We start from the raw sequence: 24,095 nt of genomic DNA, 5'->3' as shown, positions 1-24,095 counted from the left end.
GCTGGGGTTGTGTTTATCGGGGGGGGGGGGGGCCCCCCGCGGGGGGGGGGGGGGGGGGGGGGGGGGCGCCCCCCCCCCCCCCCCCACCGCCAGGCCCGCCGCCCTGCGCTACGGGCCCTTGCTGCGCTCCACCGTCACCCTCTTCGCCCGTGAACCGCTGCTGCGCCTGCGGGCGTTGTTCGGCCTGCTCGTCTTCGCCGCGTTCAGCACCCTGTGGAGCAGCGTCGCCCTTCCCCTGAGCCGGCCGCCGTACTCCCTGTCCCACACGGCCATCGGCGCCCTCGGGCTGATCGGCGTGGCCGGTGCGCTGGCCGCCTCGGTGGCGGGGCGGCTCAACGACCGGGGACACTCCGCGCGGACCACCGGAGCCGCCCTCGCCCTGCTCACCGCTTCCTGGCTGCCGCTGTCCCTCACCCCGGGCTCGCTCTGGGCCCTGGCCGCCGGAGTCGTCCTGCTCGACCTCGCCGTACAGGCCGTCCACGTCACCAACCAGACCGTCATCTACCAGGTGCACCCCGACGCGGGCAGCCGCCTCATCGGCGGATACATGATCTTCTACTCCGCCGGCAGCGCCATCGGCGCCCTGGCCTCCACCGCGCTCTACGACGCCGCCGGCTGGGGCGCCGTCTGCGTCCTGGGCGCCGCCTTCAGTAGCCTGGGCCTCCTGCTGTGGGCCGTTACGCGCACCCGGGTCCCGGCACCGCTGCCCGCCGGGTGACAGCGCCCGGCCCGTCGTCGCGCGCCGGAACGCCGGGAGAGCCCGGCCCGCGCGCCTCTCTCAGCGCAGCACCGCCGCCAGCAGGTCCGTACCGAGCGCCGTCAGGTCGGACAGGTTCAGGGAGTAGCGCACGTAACGGCCGCGCCGCTGCGCCGTCAGCAGGCCCGCCCGGCGCAGAACGGCGAGGTGGCGCGAGACCTCCGGCGGTGAGAGCTCCCAGAAATGAGCCAGTTCACCGTTGGTGTGCGGTCCCCGGGCGAGCGTGCGCAGCAGCCTCAGCCGCACCGGATGGGCCAACGCCTCCAACCGCAGGGTGACCGTCTCCAAGGACACCGGCGCGGCCGGGTCCTCCGCCACCGGGTACTGCAGCACCGGATGCCACCCCGGTGCGTGCACGGCCACCAGATGGGGGCGCCCGAAGACGCTGGGGATGAACGTGACGGCCGCGCCGCGGGCGGCGGTCGCCTTGTCCTGGACCTTGTCCACCACGATGTGGTCGCCGTCCGGTGCCAGGGCGACCGCCCCGGAGACCGAGGCCAGGGCGGCGGCCGGACCCTGCCGCCTCAACAGGTCGTTCTTCAGCCGGAGATCGGCCGCGAGCCGTTGCGCCACCCCCGCCCATGCCTCCTCGAAGAACGCCTCCCCGCACTCCTCAAGGGTTTCCCGCACCCGGGCCCGGACCGCCGCCGGATCGCTGAGCAGGCGTTCCGCGAACGCCTCCTGGCGGCCACCACGGGCCTGGGCCACCTCCAGGGCCTTCTCCCGCGCGGCCGTGTCGGTCAGGGGCGAGGACCCGGCGAAGTGGACCCGGTTGCTGCCGCACGTGGTGACGAGGGCGGCCCTCACATACGTCTCGTCGTCGAGCCGGTCCACGTCGTCGAGTTCCTCGGCGAGCGTGCGCCGGGGCCGCGCGGGGATCAGGAAGTCGGCCTGCGAGGACCGCCACAGGAAATCCGCCTCCCGCAGCCGCTCGGCCAGTTCCGGGCGCAGCCCGGCCCAGGTGTCCGCCGCCCATCGCGCGTAGTGCGGATGATGGACCGGCTCGGCCAGCACATGGAGCATCGCGGTCAGTTCCGCCAGCGGGGAAGCGGCGAACCGCACGCGCTCGGACGGCAGACCGCTGATGTCGATCCTCAGCGTCATCCCCCCATCATCACGGCCCCGGGGCTAGGGCCGCCGCGTCGGTTGACGTACATCGTCAACCGATACGGCCGGTCCCCTCTCCCAGGCGCACCGTCTGACTCCATGACGACCACCACCGCCCTTTTTCGGCCACGCACCCTGGTCCGCGTCTCGGGAGGCCCCCGCTACGCCGTCGCCCTGACCGTGGACGCCCTCGGGAGCGGTCTGCTGCGGCCCTTCCTGCTCCTGTACGGCATCACCGTGCTTCACCTGTCCGCGCCGGTCGCCGGTCTCGCCATGACCGGGGGCATCGTCGCCGGACTGGCCTGCATGCCCCTCGTCGGCCGCTGGCTGGACCACGGTGCCCGCAGTTCCGTGGTGGCCGCCTCGATGCTCGTCCGGGTCCTCGGCTCCGCCCTGCTGCTGGCCGCGCCCTCCGGACACGTCTGGTTCTTCGCGGTGGCCGCCCTGTTCCTCGGCATCGGCAACCAGGCGTGGCCGGCCGCCCACGCCGCGCTCGTCGCCACCCTCGTCCACGGCCGGGAACGCGACACCGCGCTCGCGGCCGGCCGGGCCCTGCGCAACGCGGCCCTGGGCGTCGGGGCGCTCCTGGCCACCGGCTGCCTGGCGGGCGGTGCCCCCGCACTGCGGGCCATGGCGGGCGCCACCGCGCTGGCCTACCTCGCCGCGGGCGTCCTCGCCCGGTCGGTCCGCGTACGGGCCCGCCCGGCGGGGGGTTCCCCGGCGGCCCCGAACGGGGAACCGCCCGCGCCGCGGATGGGCACCCTGCTCGCCGCCAACGTGATGTACGTCTTCTGCCTGAATGTGCCCGAGATCGCCCTCCCTCTCGTCCTGGTGAGCGAGTTGCATGCCTCTGCGGCCTGGCCCGCCGCCGTGTTCGTGGCCAACACCGTGCTCGTGGTCACGCTCCAGGTACCGGTCACGGTCCTGCTGGGGCGCTTCCCCCGCCGGACCGTGCTGGCCTTCTCCGGCGCGGTGCTGACGGTCTCGTACCTGGGCTTCCTCGCGGCCGTGACGCTCGGCTCCGGTTGGGCCGTACCCGCCGTCGCCGCGGTGTCCGTGGTCTGCACGCTCGGCGAGATCCTGTACGCGGGGAGCGCCACGGCCCTGGTCACCGTTCTCGCCCCCGAGCGGATGCTGGGACGCGCCCTCGCCCGTTTCCAGCTGTCCACGGGCTTCGGTCTCGCCGTGTCACCGGCCGTCATCACCGCGCTCGCGCCCAGGGGTCCGGCGGTCCTGTGGGGAGCCCTGGCAACCGGAACGCTCCTCTCCACGGCTGCCGTGGCCAGGGAGAAGGGGCCGGACGTCGCACCCCACCCGAAGCCGAACATCTCATGCGACATCGAACAGGTAAGCGCGTCAACTCATCGATCCGGCTTTCGGCGGGTGGCCGCCCGCTGGAGGGACTGAAGACCGGGGACCGAAGGCACCGTTTCGGTCCCTCTTCAGTCCCTCCAATAAAACCGCAGGTCAGAGACGTGCACTCATCAGGAAGCAGGGTCCGAAGGGACTGAAGGGACTCAACTTCCCTGTTCCACCGATTACGGGTGCGTGTGTATGCGTGCGCGCATGACAAATCCCCCCAATACAGAGGTAATTACCCCTCGTTTCTCTGAGCCGTTCATAACTACGGACTCTCAGTCCCTTCAGTCCCTCGGTTATGAGCCGAGACCGCTCTGACCTGCGGCTTTTCCGAAGGGACCGAAGAGGGACCGAAACGTCCAGTCCCTCCGATCTCCGTTCAGTCCCTCCCGTTGGTCCCTCCGTCCGCCGGATTCGGCACGTCTCACCGACACGCCCGGCCCGCATCCCCCTGGAGGGTGATGCGCGCGCCGCCGCCCTTCGCGTAGCCCTTGGGTACGGAAGGGACTGAAGGGACTCGCGGAGGAACACTCCCTCCCACCCGGAGACTGCTGTTGTAGGCTCTGACCCGATTGGAAAACTCAGTCCCTTCAGTCCCTCTGCCCGGCAGCCGAACTGCCGTGACCTGGTCTTTCTCCCAGGGACTGGACAACCTGTTGGCCCTCGGCAAGGACGATCAGCGTGCCGCGTCAAAGCGAGACCAGTGGCCCGCGTGCAGCGGGAGCCACGAGTCCCTTCGACATGGCCCGCTGGTGCGCGGGCAACGGCTGGCCCGTCCACCCGCTGGCCGCCGGGCGCAAGACGCCCGCGGGCAACTGCCCGGCCTGCCGCCGGGAACCGCACCGGCCGGAGGACTGCCCGTGCCTCCCGGCCGGCCGGTGGTGCCACGGCTTCCACGCGGCGACCACCGACCCGGAGCGGCTGGCGGCCTGGTGGGGGGTCAATCCCGCGCTGGGCGTCGGGGTCTCGTGCGGACCGGCCGGTCTCGTCGTCCTGGACGTCGACGCCCACAGCGCCGAAGTGCCGCACCGGGACCGGCTGCTGCCGGGCATCCCCATCCACGCAGGCGTCGACCTGGCCGGGCTGGCCTCCGGGTTCGACACCCTGGCCCTCCTCGCGGCGCTGCGCGGACAGCCGAGCCCCGCGGACGACGCGTCGACCCTGCGGGTCCGCACGCCCTCCGGCGGCCTCCACGTCTGGTACCGCACGGATCCCGGCGGGCCGGGTTACCGCTCATCGGTGGGCTCCAGCCCCAAGGTCGCCCTCGCCTGGCAGGTCGACGTCCGCGCGGCCGGCGGCTACATCGTGACCCCGGCGACCCGCACCCCTGCGGGCACCTACACCCCGGTCGGCCCGGCCCGCTTCCCGGCCCCGCTCCCCGGCTGGCTCGCCGCCGAACTCCGGCGCACCGGCCATACGCCCCGTCAGGGCCCGCTCCAGCTCCCCGCACCGCGTCCCCGGCCCAAGACCCCACCCCGGGGCTCCCAGCGCGCCCAGAGGCTGCTGGAGCCCCTTCTCGCGGCTATCGAGGGCTGCGCGATGGCCGCCGAGGGAACCGCGTTCACGGAGAAGCTGAACCGGGCCGCGTACACCGCGGGAGGTCTGGTCGCCTCCGGGCACCTCTCCGAGTCCGAGGCGCGGAGTCTGCTCGCCGCCGCCGCCGATGCCGCCCGCCCGCACCGCAGCCGGCACAGCCTGACCGTCATCGCCTCGGCCCTGTCCGCCGGGGCGGCCCGCCCGTTCCCTCTCGAAGGACGCCCATGAGCAGCGCCGAGAGCAGCCCGCGCTTCGACGCCACGGCCGCCGCGCAGCAGATGCTCGCCCTCGAAACGGAGGGCGGCCTGCCGGGTCTGCCCGCCCAGCAGAACGTCACCGTGGTGAACGAACCCGCCCCGGTGGCGGGCCGGCTGCCCGCGCTCCTCACCGACCGGGGCAACGCCAAGCTGTTCGCGGTGATGTTCGGCGACCAGTTCCGCCACGTCGAGGGACTGGGCTGGTACCACTGGGACCAGTACCGCTGGAAGCGCACCGGCGGCGAGAAGGCCGCGGTCTGGGCGGCGGGCGACCTGGCCGAGCAGATGCCCGCCACCGACCCCACCGGGCAGTACAGCGACCGCGAACTCGCCGCCCACCGGCGCCGTTCCATGTCGACGCCCGGCATCAAGGCCATGCTCACCCAGGCCAAGGCGTCCCCCGCGCTCGCCCTCGACCCCGATGTCCTGGACGGCGACCCGTACGCCCTGTGCACCCCGGCCGGGGTCGTCGACCTGCACACCGGGCGGCTCCACAAGCCCGACCCCGAGGGCGACATGCACTCCCGGGCCACGAGCGTGGCCCCCGAGGCGACGCCCACCCCGCGTTGGCACCGCTTCCTCCACGACACCTTCGGCGACGACGCCAAGGGCGAGGAGACCATCCACTTCCTGCACCTGCTGCTCGGCTACTCCGTCACCGGGGACGTGGGCGCCCAGGTGCTGCCCTTCCTGTACGGGACCGGGGCCAACGGCAAGTCCGTCCTGCTGGACGTGATGACGCAGATCCTCGGTGACTACGCGCAGGCCGCGCCGCCCGGCTTCCTCATGGAGAAGGGCAAGTTCTCCGAGCACTCCACCGAGCTGACGGAACTGCACGGGCGGCGCATCGTCGTCTGCTCGGAGCTGAAGCCGAACGACAAGTTCGACGAGTCGCGGGTGAAACTGCTGACCGGCGGCGACCGGATCATGGCCCGGCGGATGCGGCAGGACTTCTTCAGCTTCAACCCCACGCACAAGCTGTGGCTGCTGGGCAACCACCGTCCCGAGGTCGGCACCGGGGGCCATGCCTTCTGGCGCCGGATCCGGCTCATCCCCTTCGAGCGCGTCGTCCCCGCCGCGCGCAAGATCGACAACCTGGCCAAGGAGCTGGTGCAGAGCGAGGGGTCCGGCATCCTGCAGTGGCTCATCGAGGGCGCCCAGCTCTATCTGGCCACCCGCGACCCGCTCGACGGACCCGCCACCGTCCGCACGGCCACGGCCGCCTACGCCACGACCGAGGACCACATCGGCCGGTTCCTCGCGGAGTGCTGCACCACGGCCGCCCCGGACCTGCGGGTGGAGCAGGGCCTGCTGTACGCGGCGTACTGCGGCTGGTGCAGTGCCGGTGAGGGCATCCGGCCCGCGACGGCCCGTGCGTTCGCGACCCGGGTCCGCCAGGAGCTGTCCCTCGCCTCGCCCGCCGACATGATGAAGTCCAGCGGCAAGAAGTACTACCCCGGCCTCGGGCTCCTCGCGGACGACGACTCCAGGACCGGCCATGGATGACGCACGCGCCCGGCGGGCATCCGCCGGCCCGGCATACCATGGACACGGTGCCCCCACCCGGGAACGTGCTCACACCCACCCCGGCCCTCTCCCGGCCGGCCGAACGACAAAGGGGCTGCAGCCATGAGCTCGCTGCTGAACGAGAGCGACCTCCACCACGAGAGTGCCGTGGTCTGGCTGGAGAACCCCGACAACCTCGACTACGTACGCCAGGCCCTCGACAAGACGACCCGCCGTCGTGGCAAGCCCCGCTACGAGCGCGACGGACGCATGGTCGGCTACACCGAGCTCGAAGCGCACACCGAGGCCGACCCGGACAGCGGCCTCCATCTGCGCCGGGTCTTCTTCCTGCTCCCGCACGACCGGGACGCCGACCCCGACGGCCCGTACCACGAGGGCGCGCCCGGCGAGGCCGTCGACCCGAGCACCATCGAGCCCAAGCGGGTCGGGGACAAGACGCCCCGCTCCCAGCGGGGTCTGGCCGCGACGGCGGACGCCGCCAACTGAGGCGCACCGGGGAGCGGAACGGCTGAGGGCGGGCTATTACGGCGTAATAGCCCGCCCTCAGCCGTTCCCTCGTTCCGTCACCCGGCCCGCCCCCGCGCGGCTCTGGCTGATTGAGGACTGTCACAACTAACGCCTCGATGGCTTGATATGCCTGGGGAGTTAGTAAGGTGACTTCTATGACTCCGTCCTCCCCCGGCGACCGTGAGAAGGTCGTCTCCAAGCTGCCCCCGGTGCTCCAGCAGGATCTGAAGGTCCGGGCCGCCCAGTACGACACCGACATCCAGCACGCCGTCGAGGCGGGCATCAAAGCCTGGCGGCGGCTCGGTTCGAACCTGTCCCCCATCGACACCGCCGGGGCCAAGTCCTTCGCCACGTTCCTCCCTGACGGGCAGTGGGACGGGTTCCGCGCCGACTGCGCCGCGCGCGGGGTGTCGCTCATCCAGGGGCTCGCCCAGTCCGTCGTCATGTGGCTGGAGACCAACCCGGCGCCCACCGCCGTACGTCCCGAGCACCCCAAGCGCATCATCACCTGCAACCAGAAGGGCGGTGTCGGCAAGACCGCCATCGCCGCCGGGACCGGCGAGGCGCTCGCGGAGGACGCCGACGCGCTGCACCCGGTCCGCATCTCCAAGCACTTCGCGGCCGCGCTCTCCGGGGACGACGAGCCCTCGCCCCTCGACCACGAGGACCTGCCCGGACTCGGCATGCGGGTCCTCCTCGTCGACTTCGACCCGCAGAGCCACCTCACCAAGCAGCTCGGCCACCAGCCGCTGCCCCTGGAGGGCGACAGCCTCACCAAGCACATGGCCGGTGAGGCGATGGGCCGCCTCGCCGACCTCGTCGTACGGATCGAGGACCCCCGGTTCGGTGACCGTCTCCATCTGCTGCCCGCCTGCACCGACGCCTTCCTCCTCGATGTGAAGCTTTCGGGGGTCCGGGCACGCGAAGCCGCCCTGGAGCGGGCGCTGTCCGCGATCGAGGGCGACTACGACGCCGTCATCATCGACTGCCCGCCCAGCCTCGGGCTCAGCATGGACGCCGCCGCGTACTACGGCCGCCGGCGCCAGGGCGAGGCGCCGGGCAACTCCGGCATCCTCGTCGTCGTCCAGGCCGAGGACAGCTCGGCCGACGCCTACGGGCTCCTCACCTCGCAGATCGAGGACCTCCGCACCGACATGCACCTCGAACTCGACTACCTCGGCATCGTCGTCAACCACTACGACGCCCGCCGCGGCTACATCGCCACCTCCTCCCTCAGCTCGTGGATGGACATCAAGGACCCCCGGGTCGTCGGGGTCATCGGAGACCTCAAGGAACAGAAGGAGGCCGTACGCGTGAAGCAGCCCCTGCTCGCCTACTCGCCCCGCTGCGATCAGGCCGTCGGCCTGCGCGCCCTCGCCCGGGAGATCTCATGAGCAAGGCATCCCGACTCGGCGCCGGGGCCTCCTTCGGCCAGACCCGGTCCATCAGCGCCCGCCGCGCCGCCATCAACGAGGTCACCGCCGCACCGACGGAGGGTGCGCCGCCCCCGGTCGACCTGCCCCTCGACGTCATCAGCCTGAACCCCGACAACCCCCGCTCCGACCTCGGCGACCTCACCGACCTCGGCAACAGCCTGCGCGACCACGGGCAGAAGACCGCCATCAGCATCATGGGCCGGTTCGCCTATCTCGAAGGCAACCCCGGACGCGAGGGCGATCTGGAGCCCGGCACCCGCTACGTCGTCATCGACGGCAACTCCCGTCTCGCCGCGGCCCGCGACGTCGGTCTCACCCGGATCAAGGTGATGCTCGACGACAGCCTGGGCGGCAACCCCGACGAGATCCTGGAGTCCGCGCTCGTCGCCAACATCCACCGCCAGGAGCTCAACCACCTCGACGAGGCCAGGGCCCTCGAACAGCTGCTGAGCATCCACGGCACCCAGGAGGCCCTGGCGGCCCGGCTGCACCGCTCGCAGGGGTGGGTCTCCCAGCGCCTCGCGCTGCTGACCCTGACGCCCGCCCTCAAGGAGAAGCTCCAGTCGGGCGAGGAGTCGGCGGCCAATCTGCGCCTGGTCGGCAAGAAGAAGCCCGAGGAGCAGGAGGCCCATCTCCAGCGTCTGAAGGCCGCCCGCGCCAAGAAGGCCGCCCCCGCCGGGCCATCGCGTCCGACCGCCGCGCCCGCCCCGCTGCCCTCGACCGATCCGCACGTCCTGACCGCGCTGATCATCGCCCAGCTCGACGTACCGGCCCGGCGCAAGCTCACCGAACTGCTCGTCGACTACAAGATCGAGGAGTCGAAGCGGATGAGGGCCGAGCAGGCGGAGGGTCCGGCCTCCGGGGCCTCGCTCGCGCGCTGAGCATGACCGCGTCATCGCGCGCTGCGTATTACGGCGTAATACGGCCGCCGCGCCATGCACCGCGCGGCCACTGCCGGACCCCTGGGACGGGTGGCCGGAAGCTGATGGGCGGTGGGCAGCCGCGGACCGGCTGCCCACCGCCCATCGGTGCTAGCGGCCGTCCGTCCCAGGGGTGGCGGACGGGCCGCCCGGCTTCAGATGCCGGGCGAAGAACTGGGCCGCCGCGTCCCCGGCGTGCTGCGGAACGCCGGTGTGGCCGCCCATGTTGGCGTTCAGGGACTTCTCCTCGGAGCCGAAGGCGTCGAACAGGTCCAGGGACGCCTGCCGGTCGTTGCCCTCGTCGTCCCACTGGAGGAGGACGTGCAGCGGAATGGTGACCCGCCGGGCCTCGTCGAACATGACGCGGGGCACCAGGCTCCCCGCGAACAGGCCGGCGGCGGCGATGCGCGACTCGGCCACCGCCAGCCGGATGCCGAGGGAGATCACACCGCCCGAGTAGCCGACCGGACCGCCGATCTCGGGCTGCGCCAGACAGGCGTCCAGCGCGGACCGCCACTCCGGGACCGCCTGGTCGACCAGGGGGAGGACGAGCGCGTCGATCATCTCGTCGCTGACCGGCTCGCCGGCCCGCATGGCCCGGCGCAGGTCGGCACGGGCCCGGTCGAGCGCGGGCCAACTGGGCCGGACGCCGCAGCCGGGGAGTTCGATGGTGGCCGTGGCGAAGCCCTGCTCTGCGGAGTGCAGGGCCCGGCCGAGCAGCCGGGGATACATCCGGCCGAGGCCGAGCGTCGGGTGACCCAGCAGGATCAGGGGAACCGGGGCGTAAGCGGACGCGGTTTCGGGCGTCCAGAGGAAGCCGGGGATGTCACCGAGGATGAATTCCCGTTCGAGGACACCGTCGTCGAGACGGTTCTCGGAAGTGAAACGCATGGTCGTGCCTTTCGGGAGTGCACTGGACGGCGCTCCCGGACGACCTGTCTATCGCCCGACCGTGACCCCGGAGGGGAGCACCCATGTCAATGCTGTGTTCACGGGTACCACCTCCTCGTCGTCTCGCACGGCCTCCGGGAATCTAGCAGGGCACGCCCCCTGCCCGCCAAACGGGCAGCCCGCACCCCGGCCGGTCCGCCCGTCCGGGCCCCGGTCCGGTTTCGTCCGCTCGGTCGTACATGTCCGTGAGGCATGAATACCTCTGGAACGCGAATAGTTCGGAGGGCACAGGAATAAGCGGAATGCAAATATCACCCGGGGCATGAATTCCGTTCGCCCGCAACGTTTCTGACGAAAAATTAAATCCTTGACGGCGTCACCGGAATTTGTTTATGGTCCAGCCGTTCACTTTTCGTCGATCGGAATGCGAAGGTATTCATGACAGAGTCTCCGACCCTGCCCACGTCCCGGCAGCGGCTGATCCTCGCCGTGCTGATGCTGTGCTCGTTGCTGATCTGGCTGGACAACACGGTTCTGAGTACGACGCTGGAGACGCTCGCCGACCCGGGCCGGGGGCTGGGGGCGGACCCCGGCCAGCTCCAGTGGGCGACCGGTGCGTACACGCTGGCGTTCGCGACGCTGATGTTCACCGCGGGCGCCCTGGGCGACCGGTTCGGGCACCGGACGGTGTTCGCCGCCGGGTTGCTGGTGTTCGCCGGGTCCTCGTGGTGGGCGGCGTACGCGGCCGACGCGGGGCAGTTGATCGCGGCGCGGGCGGTGATGGGCGTGGGCAGTGCGCTGATCACGCCGGCCACCATGGCCCTGCTCATGTGGACGTTCAGCGGACCGGCGCGCGCGGCGGCGATCGGGATCTTCTCCACGTCGGCGGGGGTCGGCATGGCGGTCGGTCCGGTGCTCGCCGGATTCCTGCTCGATCGTTTCTGGTGGGGCTCGGTCTTTCTGATCAACGTTCCGGTCGCGGTCGTGGCGCTGGTCGGGCTCGTCGTGCTGGTGCCGAATTTCCGCAGCCCGGCTCGGCAGCCGCTGGATCCGGCGGGAATGCTGCTGTCGGCCGCCGGACTGGTGGCCCTGGCCTACGGGCTGATCCGGGCCGGGCAGGTGTCCGCGTGGACCCGTACCGACGTCTGGGTGCCGGTCGTCGCCGGCCTCGTGCTGCTGGCCGCGTTCGTGGTCGTCGAACTGCGGGTCAGGGCGCCCGGCTTCGATCCGCGGCTGCTCGCGCGGCGCGTGTTCGGGGGCGGGAACGCGGCGCTCGGGCTGCTGCTCTTCGCCGTGGCCGCCATCACCTTCTACAACGCCTTCTACCTCCAGGGGGCGCTGGGCTTCTCACCGATGAAGGCGGGACTGGCCAATGCCCCGACCGCGGCCGGTGCGCTCCTGGGAGCGCCCCTCGCCACGCGTCTGGTGCGCCGCTTCTCCCTGCGCCCCGTCGTGGTTCCGGCCATGACCGCTGCCGCGCTGAGCATGGGCGGTTACGCGTTCCTGGGGCTTCAGACGCCCCTCGTGGCGATCGAGGTCCTGCTCCTGGTCCAGGGGTTCGCGGTCGGCATCGTGATCGGCCCCGTCACGGCCGCGCTGGTCGGCAACCTGCCGCTGGAACAGGCCGGTGCGGGCTCGGCCGTCACCAACACCGTGCGGCAGACCGGCAGCGTGATCGGCATCGCGGTGGGCGGCACCCTCATGTCCCTCGCCTACCGGCAGGCCATCGAGCCCTCCCTGGCGGGCGTACCCGGCCCGGTACGGGAACAGGCCCTCGTCTCCGCCGAACAGGCCCGCCACGTCGCCGCCGCCGTCCATCGCCCCGCCCTCGCCCAGGCCGCCGACCACGCCTTCGTCCACGCCATGCACGTCGGCGCCGCCTGGATCGCCGGCATCGCCCTGCTCGGAGCGGCCGTCCTGCTGATGGCACTGCCCACCGAGACCGCCGACACCGACACCGACACCGACACCGACGGTGATGGCGAGAAGGGGAAGCGGGGGCCGGTGGCGTGGCCGGAGCGTGAAGCCAGTTCCGTGTGAGTTCCGGCCCGGACAGGGGCCGGAGACATCGATCGCGCCCGCTGCCGGTCTGCCGGAGGCCCCCGGGTCATGACCCGGGGGCCTCCGGCACGGGCAGGCACTCGGCGAGCAGGCCGACGACGTCGTGCCAGGCGCGCCGCGCGTGCCGTGCGTGGTAGCCGACGCCGGGGACGGTGGGGTGGGCGACCGTCGGATGGTGGAAAGCGTGCAGGGCGCCGCCGTAGACCGTGAGCCGCCAGTCGACACCCGCGGCCCGCATCTCGGCGGTGAACGCCTCCCGTTGCGCGGGCGGCATGATCGGGTCCTCCGACCCGACCCCGGCCCACACCGGGCAGCGGATGCGCGCGGCCTCTCCCGGGCGGCCCGTGGTCAGGGCGTTGACCGTCCCGATCGCCCGCAGGCCGGCGCCGCCGCGCCCGAGTTCCAAGGCGACAGCGCCCCCGGTGCCGTAACCGACAGCGGCGATCCGGTCGGGGTCGGTCCGTGGTTCGGCCCGCACCACGTCGAGCGCCGCTCCACCGATGTCCCGCATCCGGTCCGGATCAGCGAGCAGCGGCAGGCAACGGGCCAGCATCTCGTCGGGATCGCTCAGATAGCGCCCGCCGTGGAGGTCGAAGGCCAGTGCCACATAGCCCAGTTCGGCAAGCGCGTCGGCCCTGCGACGCTCCACGTCACTGAGCCCCATGCCCTCCGGTCCGAGCAGCACCGCGGGCCGGAGGCCGGCACCTGCCGGGAGCGCGAGGTGTCCGATCATGGTCAGCCCGTCGGCCGGGTACGCGACCGTACGCGTCGTCATCGTCGCCATGACCCCGGACGGTAGCGACCGACGAGCCCGGTCCGGCCGGTGTTCCGCCGCCGGCGGAACGGAGCGGGTGTCCGCCCGGACGCCCCGGCCCTGAGCGAATCCGCGGCGGTGTCGGCCGCTGCCGGGCAGGCGCCCGAGCAGGGTCGGAGCGGCCGAGACGTCGTTTCCGGGAGGGGAGACCACGGGGCGCGCGGGGACGTTCCGTCGACCAGGGTGCAGTCCAGGGGTGCGCTCCCCGGAGGGGACCGGTCCGGGGCGTCGAAGGACGACGACGTGGCGGAGCGAACCCGGTCGTCAGTCCCAGGAGTTGAAGAGCGTCGCGCCCAGGGTCGCGGGTCGCCAGTGCGTGATCTGGCGCCACTCCGTCGCGGTCAGGGCGGAGGTGTCCGACTCCGTCAGCGGCGAGAGGAGCTGGGCCGCGTTCAGCACGACGAAGCCGGTATGCGTGAGGGCGGTGGCCCAGGCGGGCGGGTCCCGGAACTCGTCGGTGTACCAGTAGCGCCGGTCTCCGACGAAGGCGATCAGCGGGTAGTGGGCGTGGAACAGGGCGGTGTGCGTGCCGTCCCGGCCGCTGAGCGTGGCGCTGTGGAAGTTCTGCGGGTATTCCCGCTCCGTGAAGTCCTCGACGTGCCCGCCCGCAGCCCGCGCGGCGGCGTACCACGCGGCACGGCACGTTCGGGGATCGGTGCTCGGGAGGGGCGGGTCGTTGTGGTCGCGGGCCCCGGTCACGCCCCGCTCCAAGCGGAAGGCGAGCTGAGAGTCCTCCACGGTCACCCCTTCCGAGCGGCGTTCGCCCTTGACGGCCCGAATCTATCGGCCATCGGCCCTCGTCGGCGCGGGGCATGCGCCAACGAGGGCCGATGTCGGCGAACGGCAGGGGAGGGACCGGGTCGGCCGGTCAGTTCGGGAAGACCGCGGCCAGCCAGTCCTCGGCCGTCTCCGCGCGGAGCACGGCGCGGCGCTTCTCGGACGGGGTGCCCTCGGCGTCCGGGCGGAGGGCGGCCTCGATGGCGCGGGCGGTCTGGTCGAGGTCGAAGGGGTCCAGGGTGCGGGCGAAGGGGGCCAGTTGGTCGTGGACGCCGGCGTTGGCGGACAGCAGCAGGGAAGCCGAGTCGTCGAGGAGCCAGGCGGCCTCCTTGGCGAAGAGGTTGAGGCCGTCGTAGGTGGAGTTGACCATGGCGGCCCGGCTCATGAGGAGTGCGGCGATGACGCAGTTGCGCGAGTCGCGGCCCTTGCCGGGCTTGAGGAGGGTGGCGACCGGGCGGTCCGGGGTGCCGAAGCGGTCGTTGACGCGCCGGATCGCCTCCTCGGTCGCCCGCTGGTAGGCGAGGTGGCGGGCGGAGGCGCGGCTGGGGGTGGTTCCCACGGCGAGGAACCAGGTGGTCTCGGCGAGTTCCGGGGAGCGTTCCAGGGCGGCCTCGAAGGCGGCGAACCCGCGCGGCATGTTCTTCCAGAGGTCGATCCGGTCGGCCCGCACCATCACGCGCCGCCCGTCCGCCATCGCGGTCAGCCGCTCCGTCCACGCGGCCGTGGCGGGTTCGTCCACCATCGTGTCCAGGACGTGGTGGTCGAGCGGGAACGGCGAGGACACCAGCCGGGTGCGGTGGCCCCGGTGGACGACGGTGTCGCCCTCGACGACGGCACCGGGCAGGAACCGGGCGCAGCAGGCGGCGAACGCGTCCGTCCAGCGCCGGGCGTGGAAGCCGACGGTGTCGCAGGCGAGCAGCGACTCCAGGATCCGGGTGCGGACGGGCTGGGGCAGGACGGTGAAGTAGTCGGGTTCGCACCACGGCGTCCCGAGGAAGTAGGCGAGCCGGCTGCGCCGGTCCGTCCGGCCCGCGGTGAAGAACTCCGGGACGAGCATGAGGTGCGGGTCGTTGATGAGGATCATCTCGTCCGCGGTGTCGGCGGACACGGCGGTGAGCCGTTCCGCGTACATCCGGTTGACCGTCACATAGCCCGACCACGCCTCGTCGAGGGCGCTGTCGAAGACGGGCTCGACCGAGGTGTCGTGCATGTAGTGGAGGAGCCCCAGCAGCAGCTGGATGGAGATGGTGTCGTAGTGGTGGCGGCGCAGGTCCTCGGCCAGGGCCATGGGGTGCAGGGTGACGCCGCCGTCGAGGGCCACCGACGCGGGCAGGTCGCCGCCCGGGGGCGCGGTGAAGATCCAGTCGCCGCCGTGGGCGTCTAGCAGGGCGTTCAGCATGGGCACGAGGCCGCCGGCCGAACGCGGGTTGAGCCGCCCGTCCGTCCACTGAGGACAGCTGTTGCTGCAGGTCAGAAGCTTCATGTCGGCATCCTTGGGGTGGTGGGGAGCGGGCCGGTGGCGGGGCGTCGGAGCCGGGCGAGGGCGAGTGCCGTGAGGGCCACGGCACAGAGTCCCAGGAGCTGGTATCCCCAGAATCCGGGGAGGGCGGCCACGAGCGGGGCGACGACCACGGCCGCGGTGCCCATCGTGGCCTCGCCGATTCCCTCGACGTGGGGGCGGAGCCGGCCGGGGACGGCCTGGGTCAGCAGGGTGCTGGCGCCGACCACGCCGAAGTTCCAGCCGAGGCCCGCCAGGACGAGGTGGGTGGTCGTCATCGCGGTGGGGCCGGTGCTGAAGCCGCCCAGGACGCAGGCGACCAGGGAGATCACGGCGCCGGTGAGGACGACCGGCACCGCTCCGTGCCGGTCGGCCAGCCGGCCGACGAGGGGCGCCGGGGCGAACATCCCGATGACGTGGAGCGCCACGAGGGTGCCGACCGTGCCGGTGCCCGCGCCGTGCCCGCTGAGGTGCACGGGGGTGATGGTCATGATGCCGACCATGATGAAGTTGGCCCCGGCCAGGGCGCTCAGGGCCGCCACCGCCGCCGGTTCGCGCAGTGCGGTGCCGAGCCGGACGCCGCCGCGCACGGGGCGTACACCGGAGACGAGCACTCCGGCGGCCCGCCCCAGGACCGGCGTACGCGGTGAGCAGCCGGCCGCCAGCAGGAGCGCGGAGCCGCCGAACGCGGCCACGGCGACCAGGTACAGGCCGCACAGGGTCGGCAGTCCCATGCTCCGGGCGACGGCACCGCTGGGGCCGAGGAGCAGTGGGCTGATCACCGCTCCGAGCGCGGTGGCGAGGAAGACCGCGCCCAGCGCCCGGCCCCGGCTTCCTTCGGGGACGGCCTGGGCTGCGGTGTAACGGAGGAGGAAGAGGGAGGAGTTGGCCGTGCCGAGCAGGACGCTGCCGGCCAGCATCCAGGCGAGGCTGCCTTCGCGGGCGGCGAGGACGACGACCAGGGCGCCGAAGGCTCCCAGGACCATGCCGAGGGCCAGGCCGCGGCCCCGGTGTCCCCGGGCGGCCTGGTGCGATACCAGGAGCGCGCCGGCGGCGGAGCCGGTCAGGTGCAGGGCGACCGGCAGTCCGGCCACCGAGGCCGTGCCCGCCAGTTCCGTGGCGAGCAGGACGCCGGCCGTTCCGCCGGCGGCGAGGCCGAGACCGGCCAGGGCGGTGGTGCCGGCGACGAACGCCGGTACCCCCCGCCACGGGCCGTCCGGTCCGGCCGTGTGCGGCGGCCGGTCCGGGTCGGCCTCACGGCCCACCGGTGGGACGCGGGTGGGGCTGAAACCCTCGTGGCGGTTCAGGGGTACGACATCCTCTCCTGCGCGGCTGTGCCCCGGGCCGGGGCCGCCGGGTCCGGTGTCAGGCCGCGATGGCCTCGGGCATCGGCCCCGACTCGTAGGAGCAGCGGCCGGCCATGGTGGCGTGCCGCATGGCCAGGGCCATTTTCATGGGGTCCTTGGCCTGGACGAGCGCGGTGTTGACGAGGGTGGCCGCCGCGCCCATGCCCATGGCCTGGGCGACGTGGTGGGCGGTGCCGAGTCCGCCCTCGACGATCACGGGGATGCTCAGGGCGTCGATGATCTCCTGGATGGGCTGCGGGTCGACGATGCCGCGCCCGGAGGCGACCGGCGCCGCCATGACGCGCAGCGCCGAACAGCCCGCGTCCTGGAGGGCCATGGCGGTGTCGAGGTCGGGGAGGATGAACGGGAGCAGCGCCCAGTCCTTCTCGCGGAGCTCGTGGGCCGCCTCGATCGTCTGGTGGTTGTCGGGCATGTTGTCCTCGCCGCGCACGTCCAGCTTCAGGATGTCGATGCCCCAGGAGTCGCGCAGGACGTCGGCGGTGCGCAGGGCGCCTTCCTTGGAGCGGGCGAACGAGGTGGTGCCGATCCAGGTGAAGCGGTCGAGGTCGAGGACCGCGTCGAGGTCGGACAGCAGGAGGCTGCTGCGGCGGTTGTCCGGGTCCACGGTGGTGATGAAGATGTCCGCGTCGGTGACGGTGAGCACGTCGCGCACCACGGATACGGAGTCGTACTGCTCGATTCCGACGATGAGCCGGGAGCGGAACTCGCGGGTTCCGATCCGCAGCCAGGGTTCCCCGCGGTGGTCGATGGAGGCCGGGCGCTGAATGGTCATGAAGGATTCCCATCAGAGTGGATGGCGGAATGCCGCGAGCAGCAGTTCTTCATGGTGCCGCAACATTTGACATCGGACTGAGCGGGAGTGTCAGCCTTTCCTGTCCGCACTCTTTCGATTCCGGTGGAGCGGCGTCGCGTCCGGTGGAACGGCCGGCCGCTCCCCGTCCTCAGGAGGCCTGGGCGGCCGGTGCGAGGATGTAGCCGCGGCCCCAGGCGGTCTGCAGGACCAGGCCCAGCGGTTCGATGCGCCGGCGGATGCGCATGATGTGCAGGTCCAGGGCGTTGCGGCTGATGCACGCCTGGCGTTCGCCGAGGCGGCCCAGCAGTTCCTCGCGGCACACGAGCGCCTGGAAGGAGCCGGTCAGGCTGTCCAGGAGCGCTGTTTCCACCGGTGAGACGGGTACGACCCGGTCGCGGTACTTGAGCGCGCCGCTCGGGTCCACGGTCGGCACGGTGTACGGGTACGACTTGGCGCGCAGCGCGGTGACGCGGGCCCGCAGGTCGGCGTTGCTGATGGGCGCCCGTGCCCAGTCCTCACGGGCGTCGGAGCAGATCGGCGCGGGTCCGCCGCCCTCCACGATGAGGAGGCGCAGGACGCCTTCCTCCATGCATTGGCGTCTTTTGGCCGATTCCGCCGGCCAGCGCAGCAGTTTGACGTCGGCTTGATCCTGTCGCACGAGGAATCGCACCCCCGGTCTCGTATTCCGTCATGTGGGACTCATGGGAGGACTTCGTTCGCGGCCGTCTCCAGAAGTACTCCGGAGCGGCGCGAGCGTATCGTGCGCATGAATGACATGGCTGATTCGAAAGCGTGGGACGAGTACGGTTCCGCCGAATGCGGGGTTTTTCTCGAGGCGATGTGGAGCGGTTTTCCAGTGGATCTCGGAGGGGGGAATTCCGGTACGCCGACGGCCTGGGGGTCCGGGCCGGTCAGGGGCGTGCGGGGTGGACCGCGACGGCCTGCCGGAGCGTCAGGCACTCCTCCAGGAAGGCGAGGACGCGCACATGGTAGTCCCGGGCCGTCCGTCCGAGGCTGATGTTGTGGCCGGCGTCCGGAAGTCGTTCGCTGCGGGCGGGCGCGGATTCCAGCCGGCCCAGCAGGGCGCGTACGGCGGTCGTGTCGCAGCGCCACCACCGCTCGTGCTCGGCGAAGGTGAAGCGCACCGGGACGCGGACCCGGGGTGCCAGCTGCTCGTATGCCCGGGGCCAGTCCGGTATCGCGCGGGCCTCGTCGGCGGGGACGGGGGTGATGAGGGGGTCGGCGGCGCGGAAGGTGCCCGGCGGGTAGAGGGCCAGGGGTCCCCAGTGCATATGGTGGGAGATCCGTGCGCCGGAGCCGGCCAGTTCCCGGGCGCCCGGGGCCCATTGGCCGCCGATGCCGGAGACGTCCACCCCCAGCAGGTTCCCGCCCGTCCACCGTGCGGCGGTGAGCAGGGCGACGCCGCCGCCCAGGGAGTGCCCGACGAGGAGGACGCCCGCGCCGTACGGCCGGTCCGTCAGATGCGCGTCGAGGGCCGTGTGCATCAGGTCCGCCTGGGCGGCCAGGTCCGCGCCGGACGGCAGCCGGGCGGCGGAGGCGCCGTAGCCGGGGCGGTCCAGGGCGAGCGCCGCGTAGCCCCGGGCGGCGGCGAGGGCGAGCAGCGAGGTGTCCGGGTCGGCGCGTCCGTCGAAGTACCCGGCCCGCATGCCGCCGCCGTGCAGGGCCACCAGCAGCGCGCGCGGCGCGCACGCGGGCTCGGCGAGCAGTCCGGACAGGGGGATGCCCCCGGCGTCCAGGGTGACCGCGCGCACCGGGGCGGCGGTGGGGGGCGGCGCGGCCGCGCCGGAGCGGGCCGCCTGTCGGTCGTGGTCCACGGGGTCTCCTGTGCGGTGTCGGGCCGGAAACGACGATGACCCCCGGCGCCGTCGGGCGCCGGGGGTCACCGGTCCGCGGCCGGGGGACCGCGGGAGGGAGAGGGTCTGGGAACGCGGGCCGCTCGGCGGGCCCGGCAGGGAACGGGTCGGAACGGGTCAGACGGGGACGGCGGCGAGGTCCTGGTCCTGCTCCGCCTGCTCGTCCTGGTTCGGCCGGGGCAGGTTGTTGGTGAGCATGATCAGCGCCCCGGCCAGGAGCAGGATGCCGACGGTCCACCACACGGCGGTGGCGTAGCCGTGCACGGCCGCCCGGTTCACGGCGTCGGCCCCGTCGCTGTGCGAGACCAGCCAGGCGGCCGTGGTGGAGGCCGCGATGGTGTTGAGCAGGGCCGTGCCGATGGAGCCGCCCAACTGCTGCGAGGCGTTGATCATCGCGGAGGCGACGCCCGTCTCGTGTTCGGCCACCCCGTGCGTGGCCAGGCTCATCGCCGGGGTGAAGGCGAGCCCGAGACCGATGCCGAACAGCAGCTGACCGGGCAGGACGACCAGGAGGTACGAGGAGTTCACGTCCAGCTGGGTCAGCAGGAGCATGCCGAGGGCGGCGACGACGAAGCCGGGGCCCATGATCCAGCGCGGCGCGGTCCTCGGCATCAGCCGGCTCGCGATCTGGCCCGCGCCGATCAGCATGCCCGCCACCATCGGGAGGAACGCCACCCCGGACACCAGGGGGCTGTAGCCCCGGATCTCCTGGAAGTAGTACGTCAGGAAGAGCAGCAGGCCGAACATGGTGATGACGGCGAGTGCCTGCGAGGCGAAGACCCCGGCCCGGTTGCGTTCGGTCACGATCCGCAGGGGCAGGAGCGGGGCGCTGCTCCGCTTCTCGACCACGACGAACAGGGTCAGCAGGACGGCGCACGCCACGAACAGGGCCAGGGTGGGGGTCGCGGTCCAGCCCTCGCTGTCGGCGAGCGTGAATCCGTAGACCAGGGCCACGATTCCGGCGACGGACAGCAGGGTTCCGGCGATGTCGAGCTTCTCGCGGGCCGGGCGGGTGCCCTCGTCCCGGACGACGGCGACGGATCCGGCCACCACCACGGCGGCGAAGGCGATGTTGACGAAGAGGGACCAGCGCCAGTTCAGGTACTCGGTCAGGACACCGCCGAGGATCAGGCCGACGGCGGAGCCGCTGCCGGCGATCGCGCTGAACACCCCGAACGCCTTGGCGCGTTCCTTGGGTTCGGCGAAGGTGACCGCGAGCAGGGACAGGCCAGCCGGGGCCAGCAGGGCGCCGAACGCGCCCTGGAGGGCCCGCGCGGTCAGCAGCATCCCGGCGTCGGCCGCCAGTCCGCCGAGGGCGGAGGCCGCTCCGAAGCCGATGACCCCGATGAGGAAGGCGCGCTTGCGGCCGATGGTGTCGCTGATCCGGCCGCCCAGCAGGAGCAGTCCGCCGAAGGCGAGCATGTAGGCGGTGACGACCCACTGCCGGTTGCTGTCGGAGATGCCGAGCGCGTGCTGCGCGGAGGGCAGGGCGATGTTCACGATGGTGCTGTCCACGGAGACCATCAGCTGGGCGAGGGCGATGTAGACCAGGGCCTGCCAGCGCCGGGGGTCCGGGGCGGCGGCGTCCGGCGTACCGGACGCGGTGAGGTGCTCTTGAGCCATGACGGGTTCCCACTTCTGTGACGGCAGGACGCCGGGTCTCGGGCAGGTCCGACGTGCGAGGGCGGCCGACCCATATGTTGTGCCGACCAATGTTGTTCGACATAACAATAAGCATGAACCGTTGGTCGGCACAACACTGTCGCGTAGACTTCTGGGCATGACCCTGTACGGACGCCTTGCCGAACTGGATGTCTGGCTGCTCTCGGGGGCCGCGCTGCGCGCCCAGCGGCTGCTCTGCGACCACCTCGACACCACCGGGCTGCGGATGCAGCACTACCGCGTGATGGCGGGCCTGGCCGAGCTCGGCGAGTGCACCCAGGCCGATCTGGGGCGCGCGCTCGGCCTGGACGCGGGGAACCTGGTCGCGATACTGGGCGATCTGGAGGGCCGGGGAGCCGTCACCCGGCGGACCGACCCCGCCAACCGCCGTCGCAACCTGGTCAGCATCACCGAGGACGGACGCGCGCTGTTCGACGAGATGGACCGGGCCGTCGAGAAGGCCAACGAGACCATGTTCGCGGCCTTCTCCCCCGCCGAGCGCGAGCAGTTCCACAAGGTGCTGACGCGGCTCGCGCAGGGCGAGGAGTAGGGCCGGGGCAGGTGTGCGCCCGCGGGTCGCCGGTCCGGCCGGCCACCCGCGGACGAGGGGCGTTACGCGCCGTACGGGCGCTGCGCGCGGGCCTCGCGCAGCGAGACGCCCCACCACACCAGCTGGTCCAGCAGGGCCTTGGCGGCGGTGGCCGCAGCGGTCGGGTCGGTGAGGGCCCCCGACTCGTCGAACTGCCCCCACACGTTGTGGAAGCTGACGCAGTCGCGCACGGTCACGGCGTGCAGCTCGGCGAAGACCGGGCGCAGGTGCTCCACGGACCGCAGGCCGCCGGCCAGACCGCCGTAGGAGACGAAGCCGACCGGCTTGGCCTGCCACTGGGTGGAGTGCCAGTCGATGAGGTTCTTGAGCGAGGCCGGGTAGCTGTGGTTGTACTCCGGCGTCACCACGACGAAGGCCTCGGCGGACGCCAGGCGCGGCGACACCCGGGCCAGCTCCTCGGCCACCGCGTCACTGGGGGCGTGCGACAGCGCGTGCGGCAGCGCGTGCTCGGTGAGATCGATCAGATCGACCTCCACGTCGGCGCGCTGCCCGGTCTGCGAGACGAACCAGTTGGCGACGGTCGGGCCGAACCGGCCGTCCCGCACGCTGCTGTTGATCACGGCGAGGCGCAGGGGTGTGGCGGACATACATCTCCTCTAGTACCTGTCCGGGCGGAGCCGGCCGGGGCCTCTCCGTCCGGGTCCGAAGGTCGGACCTCGGCTGACGTCAGGACCGGCCCGGTGATCCCATCCGGCCCGGGGAACTCGCCGCGGGGGTGCGGCCCGTGCCGTGTTCACGGCCCCAGCCGCGGGCGCCGCTGTGGCGGAGCGCGCGTTCCAGACGGTGCCAGTTGGGTGAGCGGCGGCGGGACGGGCGAAGGGGCTGGGACGCGGCGGACCGAGCCATCAACACCACGACGAGAGCAGCGAGTTCCTCGGACGTAGCGTAACCGCGGATTACCCGGATGTCGGACATGATTCTCCGTCACAGAGGGGGGTTGCCGTGCTTGCGGGAGGGAAGGTCGGCGTGCTTCTCGCGCAGCATGGCGAGGGAGCCGATGAGGATTCCGCGGGTCTCGCGGGGGTCGATGACGTCGTCGACGAGACCGCGCTCGGCGGCGTAGTAAGGGTGCATGAGCTGGGCGCGGTACTCCTGGATCTTCTGCTGCCGCACCGCTTCGGGGTCGTCGGCGGCGGCGATCTCGCGGCGGAAGATGACGTTGGCCGCGCCCTCCGCGCCCATCACCGCGATCTCGTTGCCCGGCCAGGCGAAGGCCAGGTCGGCTCCGATGGATCTTGAGTCCATCACGATGTAGGCCCCACCGTATGCCTTGCGAATCACGACCGAAACGCGAGGAACGGTGGCGTTGCAGTACGCGTAGAGCAGCTTGGCGCCGTGCCGGATGATCCCGTTGTGCTCCTGGTCGATGCCCGGGAGGAAGCCGGGTACGTCGATCAGCGTGACGATCGGGATGTTGAAGGCGTCGCAGAACTGGACGAAGCGGGCGGCCTTCTCGGACGCCTCGATGTCCAGGACGCCGGCCAGGGACTGGGGCTGGTTGGCGACGATGCCGACGACCTCGCCGCCCAGCCGGGCCAGGACGCAGAGGCTGTTGCCCGCCCAGCCGGAGTGGACCTCGAAGAACTCCCCGTGGTCGACGATCTCCTCGATGACCGCACGCATGTCGTAGACCCGGCCGGGATCGTCGGGGACGAGATCGAGCAGGGCCTCGCTCCGCCGGTCGTGCGGGTCGTCGGCCGGGGCGGCCGGGGGCAGCTCGCGGTTGTTCTGGGGGAGGAGGGAGAGGAGGTAGCGGACCTCGGCGATGCAGGTCTCCTCGTCGTCGTACGCGAAGTGCGCGACGCCCGAGGTCTCGGCGTGCACGTCCGCGCCGCCGAGCCCGTTCTGGGTGATCTCCTCGCCGGTGACGGCCTTGACGACGTCGGGGCCGGTGATGAACATCTGCGAGGTGTCACGGACCATGAACACGAAGTCGGTGAGCGCCGGGCTGTAGGCCGCGCCGCCCGCGCACGGGCCGAGCATCACACTGATCTGCGGGATCACCCCCGACGCCTTCGTGTTGCGCTGGAAGATCCCGCCGTAGCCGGCGAGCGCGGACACGCCCTCCTGGATACGGGCACCCGCGCCGTCGTTCAGGGAGACCAGCGGCGCACCGGCCGAGATGGCCATGTCCATGATCTTGTGGATCTTCGTCGCGTGCGCCTCACCCAGCGCCCCGCCGAAGATCCGGAAGTCGTGGGCGTAGACGAACACCGTCCGCCCCTCCACCGTGCCCCAGCCGGTGACCACACCGTCCGTGTACGGCTTCTTCGCCTCCAGACCGAAACCCGTCGCCCGGTGCCGCCGCAACTGCTCGACCTCCTGGAACGAACCCTCGTCCA

Annotated in this window: 22 protein-coding genes; 9 read left to right on the top strand and 13 right to left on the bottom strand. The window is 72.1% G+C overall.

What is annotated here, in order from left to right:
- The coding region (locus ACWCXC_RS36405) for an MFS transporter (RefSeq protein WP_450891718.1) at window positions 1-718 on the top strand (718 nt) is incomplete at its 5' end.
- A gap of 60 nt (window positions 719-778) precedes the next feature.
- Here ACWCXC_RS36405 and ACWCXC_RS36400 read toward each other — a convergent pair.
- Window positions 779-1,861: a DUF5937 family protein gene (locus ACWCXC_RS36400; RefSeq protein WP_450683774.1), complete on the bottom strand. Its 1,083-nt coding sequence runs from the start codon at window positions 1,859-1,861 to the stop codon at window positions 779-781.
- A gap of 102 nt (window positions 1,862-1,963) precedes the next feature.
- On the opposite strand from ACWCXC_RS36400, the gene ACWCXC_RS36395 reads away from it, so the two are divergent.
- The 6 genes from ACWCXC_RS36395 to ACWCXC_RS36370 all read left to right on the top strand — a co-directional run bounded on the left by ACWCXC_RS36395 (window position 1,964) and on the right by ACWCXC_RS36370 (window position 9,367).
- On the top strand, window positions 1,964-3,271 hold the full coding sequence (locus ACWCXC_RS36395; RefSeq protein ID WP_450891717.1) for an MFS transporter: 1,308 nt from the start codon (window positions 1,964-1,966) through the stop codon (window positions 3,269-3,271).
- 693 nt (window positions 3,272-3,964) lie between these two features.
- Window positions 3,965-4,987 (top strand): bifunctional DNA primase/polymerase, encoded by a 1,023-nt coding sequence (locus ACWCXC_RS36390; protein ID WP_450891719.1) that lies wholly within the window; start codon window positions 3,965-3,967, stop codon window positions 4,985-4,987.
- Window positions 4,984-6,522 (top strand): DNA primase family protein, encoded by a 1,539-nt coding sequence (locus ACWCXC_RS36385; protein WP_450683776.1) that lies wholly within the window; start codon window positions 4,984-4,986, stop codon window positions 6,520-6,522. Before ACWCXC_RS36390 ends, ACWCXC_RS36385 begins: the two co-directional genes overlap by 4 nt.
- 123 nt (window positions 6,523-6,645) lie before the next feature.
- Complete coding sequence (locus ACWCXC_RS36380; protein WP_385110537.1) at window positions 6,646-7,029, top strand: DUF6009 family protein; 384 nt, start codon at window positions 6,646-6,648, stop codon at window positions 7,027-7,029.
- A 176-nt stretch (window positions 7,030-7,205) separates the two neighbouring features.
- Window positions 7,206-8,444, top strand: a complete 1,239-nt coding sequence (locus ACWCXC_RS36375; RefSeq protein WP_450891716.1) for a ParA family protein — start codon at window positions 7,206-7,208, stop codon at window positions 8,442-8,444.
- Entirely contained in the window at window positions 8,441-9,367 is a 927-nt protein-coding gene (locus ACWCXC_RS36370; protein WP_450891715.1) for a ParB/RepB/Spo0J family partition protein, read from the top strand. The genes ACWCXC_RS36375 and ACWCXC_RS36370 overlap by 4 nt, the downstream gene beginning before the upstream one ends.
- Before the next feature lie 150 nt (window positions 9,368-9,517).
- On the opposite strand, the gene ACWCXC_RS36365 is transcribed toward ACWCXC_RS36370, so the two are convergent.
- Window positions 9,518-10,297, bottom strand: a complete 780-nt coding sequence (locus ACWCXC_RS36365) for a dienelactone hydrolase family protein (protein WP_450891714.1) — start codon at window positions 10,295-10,297, stop codon at window positions 9,518-9,520.
- Window positions 10,298-10,735: 438 nt separating this feature from the next.
- On the opposite strand from ACWCXC_RS36365, the gene ACWCXC_RS36360 reads away from it, so the two are divergent.
- A complete protein-coding gene (locus tag ACWCXC_RS36360) occupies window positions 10,736-12,337 on the top strand; it encodes an MFS transporter (RefSeq protein WP_450891713.1) in 1,602 nt (533 codons plus the stop codon).
- A gap of 67 nt (window positions 12,338-12,404) precedes the next feature.
- Here ACWCXC_RS36360 and ACWCXC_RS36355 read toward each other — a convergent pair whose 3' ends face one another.
- The 8 genes from ACWCXC_RS36355 to ACWCXC_RS36320 all read right to left on the bottom strand — a co-directional run bounded on the left by ACWCXC_RS36355 (window position 12,405) and on the right by ACWCXC_RS36320 (window position 21,104).
- A complete protein-coding gene (locus ACWCXC_RS36355) occupies window positions 12,405-13,142 on the bottom strand; it encodes a dienelactone hydrolase family protein (RefSeq protein WP_450891712.1) in 738 nt (245 codons plus the stop codon).
- A 294-nt stretch (window positions 13,143-13,436) separates the two neighbouring features.
- Window positions 13,437-13,910: a hypothetical protein gene (locus ACWCXC_RS36350; protein WP_450683782.1), complete on the bottom strand. Its 474-nt coding sequence runs from the start codon at window positions 13,908-13,910 to the stop codon at window positions 13,437-13,439.
- Between the two features lie 130 nt (window positions 13,911-14,040).
- A complete protein-coding gene (locus ACWCXC_RS36345; protein ID WP_450891711.1) occupies window positions 14,041-15,432 on the bottom strand; it encodes a trehalose-6-phosphate synthase in 1,392 nt (463 codons plus the stop codon).
- Window positions 15,429-16,712: an MFS transporter gene (locus ACWCXC_RS36340; protein ID WP_450891710.1), complete on the bottom strand. Its 1,284-nt coding sequence runs from the start codon at window positions 16,710-16,712 to the stop codon at window positions 15,429-15,431. The genes ACWCXC_RS36345 and ACWCXC_RS36340 overlap by 4 nt, the downstream gene beginning before the upstream one ends.
- 100 nt (window positions 16,713-16,812) lie before the next feature.
- Window positions 16,813-17,586 (bottom strand): thiamine biosynthesis protein ThiG, encoded by a 774-nt coding sequence (locus ACWCXC_RS36335; RefSeq protein WP_450683785.1) that lies wholly within the window; start codon window positions 17,584-17,586, stop codon window positions 16,813-16,815.
- A 169-nt stretch (window positions 17,587-17,755) separates the two neighbouring features.
- Window positions 17,756-18,196, bottom strand: a complete 441-nt coding sequence (locus ACWCXC_RS36330; RefSeq protein WP_450683786.1) for a winged helix-turn-helix domain-containing protein — start codon at window positions 18,194-18,196, stop codon at window positions 17,756-17,758.
- Between the two features lie 322 nt (window positions 18,197-18,518).
- The gene (locus ACWCXC_RS36325; RefSeq protein WP_450891709.1) at window positions 18,519-19,442 is read right to left on the bottom strand and encodes an alpha/beta hydrolase; all 924 of its coding nucleotides are present in this window, start codon (window positions 19,440-19,442) and stop codon (window positions 18,519-18,521) included.
- Between the two features lie 156 nt (window positions 19,443-19,598).
- Window positions 19,599-21,104 (bottom strand): MFS transporter, encoded by a 1,506-nt coding sequence (locus tag ACWCXC_RS36320; protein WP_450891708.1) that lies wholly within the window; start codon window positions 21,102-21,104, stop codon window positions 19,599-19,601.
- 157 nt (window positions 21,105-21,261) lie between these two features.
- Between ACWCXC_RS36320 and ACWCXC_RS36315 the strand changes: the two genes are divergently transcribed.
- Window positions 21,262-21,693 carry a MarR family winged helix-turn-helix transcriptional regulator gene (locus tag ACWCXC_RS36315; RefSeq protein WP_450683789.1) on the top strand — a complete coding sequence of 144 codons (432 nt, stop codon included), beginning with the start codon at window positions 21,262-21,264 and terminating at the stop codon, window positions 21,691-21,693.
- Between the two features lie 62 nt (window positions 21,694-21,755).
- Here the strand turns inward: ACWCXC_RS36315 and ACWCXC_RS36310 are convergent, their stop codons facing one another.
- The 3 genes from ACWCXC_RS36310 to ACWCXC_RS36300 all read right to left on the bottom strand — a co-directional run.
- The gene (locus tag ACWCXC_RS36310) at window positions 21,756-22,340 is read right to left on the bottom strand and encodes an NADPH-dependent FMN reductase (protein ID WP_450683790.1); all 585 of its coding nucleotides are present in this window, start codon (window positions 22,338-22,340) and stop codon (window positions 21,756-21,758) included.
- A 79-nt stretch (window positions 22,341-22,419) separates the two neighbouring features.
- Entirely contained in the window at window positions 22,420-22,668 is a 249-nt protein-coding gene (locus ACWCXC_RS36305) for an acyl-CoA carboxylase subunit epsilon (RefSeq protein WP_383641320.1), read from the bottom strand.
- Window positions 22,669-22,677: 9 nt separating this feature from the next.
- The coding region (locus ACWCXC_RS36300) for an acyl-CoA carboxylase subunit beta (RefSeq protein ID WP_450891707.1) at window positions 22,678-24,095 on the bottom strand (1,418 nt) is incomplete at its 5' end.

It is taken from the genome of Streptomyces sp. NPDC001515, from assembly GCF_053597115.1.
The sequence above is the reverse complement of the archived record's forward strand: the minus strand, read 5'-3'. Positions and strand labels throughout refer to the sequence as shown.

Coding starts and splice junctions, on each gene's coding strand:
- ACWCXC_RS36400 (WP_450683774.1), bottom strand. CDS start 1,861: ATGACGCTGAGGATCGACATCAGCGGTCTGCCGTCCGAGCGCGTGCGG.
- ACWCXC_RS36395 (WP_450891717.1), top strand. CDS start 1,964: ATGACGACCACCACCGCCCTTTTTCGGCCACGCACCCTGGTCCGCGTC.
- ACWCXC_RS36390 (WP_450891719.1), top strand. CDS start 3,965: ATGGCCCGCTGGTGCGCGGGCAACGGCTGGCCCGTCCACCCGCTGGCC.
- ACWCXC_RS36385 (WP_450683776.1), top strand. CDS start 4,984: ATGAGCAGCGCCGAGAGCAGCCCGCGCTTCGACGCCACGGCCGCCGCG.
- ACWCXC_RS36380 (WP_385110537.1), top strand. CDS start 6,646: ATGAGCTCGCTGCTGAACGAGAGCGACCTCCACCACGAGAGTGCCGTG.
- ACWCXC_RS36375 (WP_450891716.1), top strand. CDS start 7,206: ATGACTCCGTCCTCCCCCGGCGACCGTGAGAAGGTCGTCTCCAAGCTG.
- ACWCXC_RS36370 (WP_450891715.1), top strand. CDS start 8,441: ATGAGCAAGGCATCCCGACTCGGCGCCGGGGCCTCCTTCGGCCAGACC.
- ACWCXC_RS36365 (WP_450891714.1), bottom strand. CDS start 10,297: ATGCGTTTCACTTCCGAGAACCGTCTCGACGACGGTGTCCTCGAACGG.
- ACWCXC_RS36360 (WP_450891713.1), top strand. CDS start 10,736: ATGACAGAGTCTCCGACCCTGCCCACGTCCCGGCAGCGGCTGATCCTC.
- ACWCXC_RS36355 (WP_450891712.1), bottom strand. CDS start 13,142: ATGGCGACGATGACGACGCGTACGGTCGCGTACCCGGCCGACGGGCTG.
- ACWCXC_RS36345 (WP_450891711.1), bottom strand. CDS start 15,432: ATGAAGCTTCTGACCTGCAGCAACAGCTGTCCTCAGTGGACGGACGGG.
- ACWCXC_RS36335 (WP_450683785.1), bottom strand. CDS start 17,586: ATGACCATTCAGCGCCCGGCCTCCATCGACCACCGCGGGGAACCCTGG.
- ACWCXC_RS36330 (WP_450683786.1), bottom strand. CDS start 18,196: ATGGAGGAAGGCGTCCTGCGCCTCCTCATCGTGGAGGGCGGCGGACCC.
- ACWCXC_RS36320 (WP_450891708.1), bottom strand. CDS start 21,104: ATGGCTCAAGAGCACCTCACCGCGTCCGGTACGCCGGACGCCGCCGCC.
- ACWCXC_RS36315 (WP_450683789.1), top strand. CDS start 21,262: ATGACCCTGTACGGACGCCTTGCCGAACTGGATGTCTGGCTGCTCTCG.
- ACWCXC_RS36310 (WP_450683790.1), bottom strand. CDS start 22,340: ATGTCCGCCACACCCCTGCGCCTCGCCGTGATCAACAGCAGCGTGCGG.
- ACWCXC_RS36305 (WP_383641320.1), bottom strand. CDS start 22,668: ATGTCCGACATCCGGGTAATCCGCGGTTACGCTACGTCCGAGGAACTC.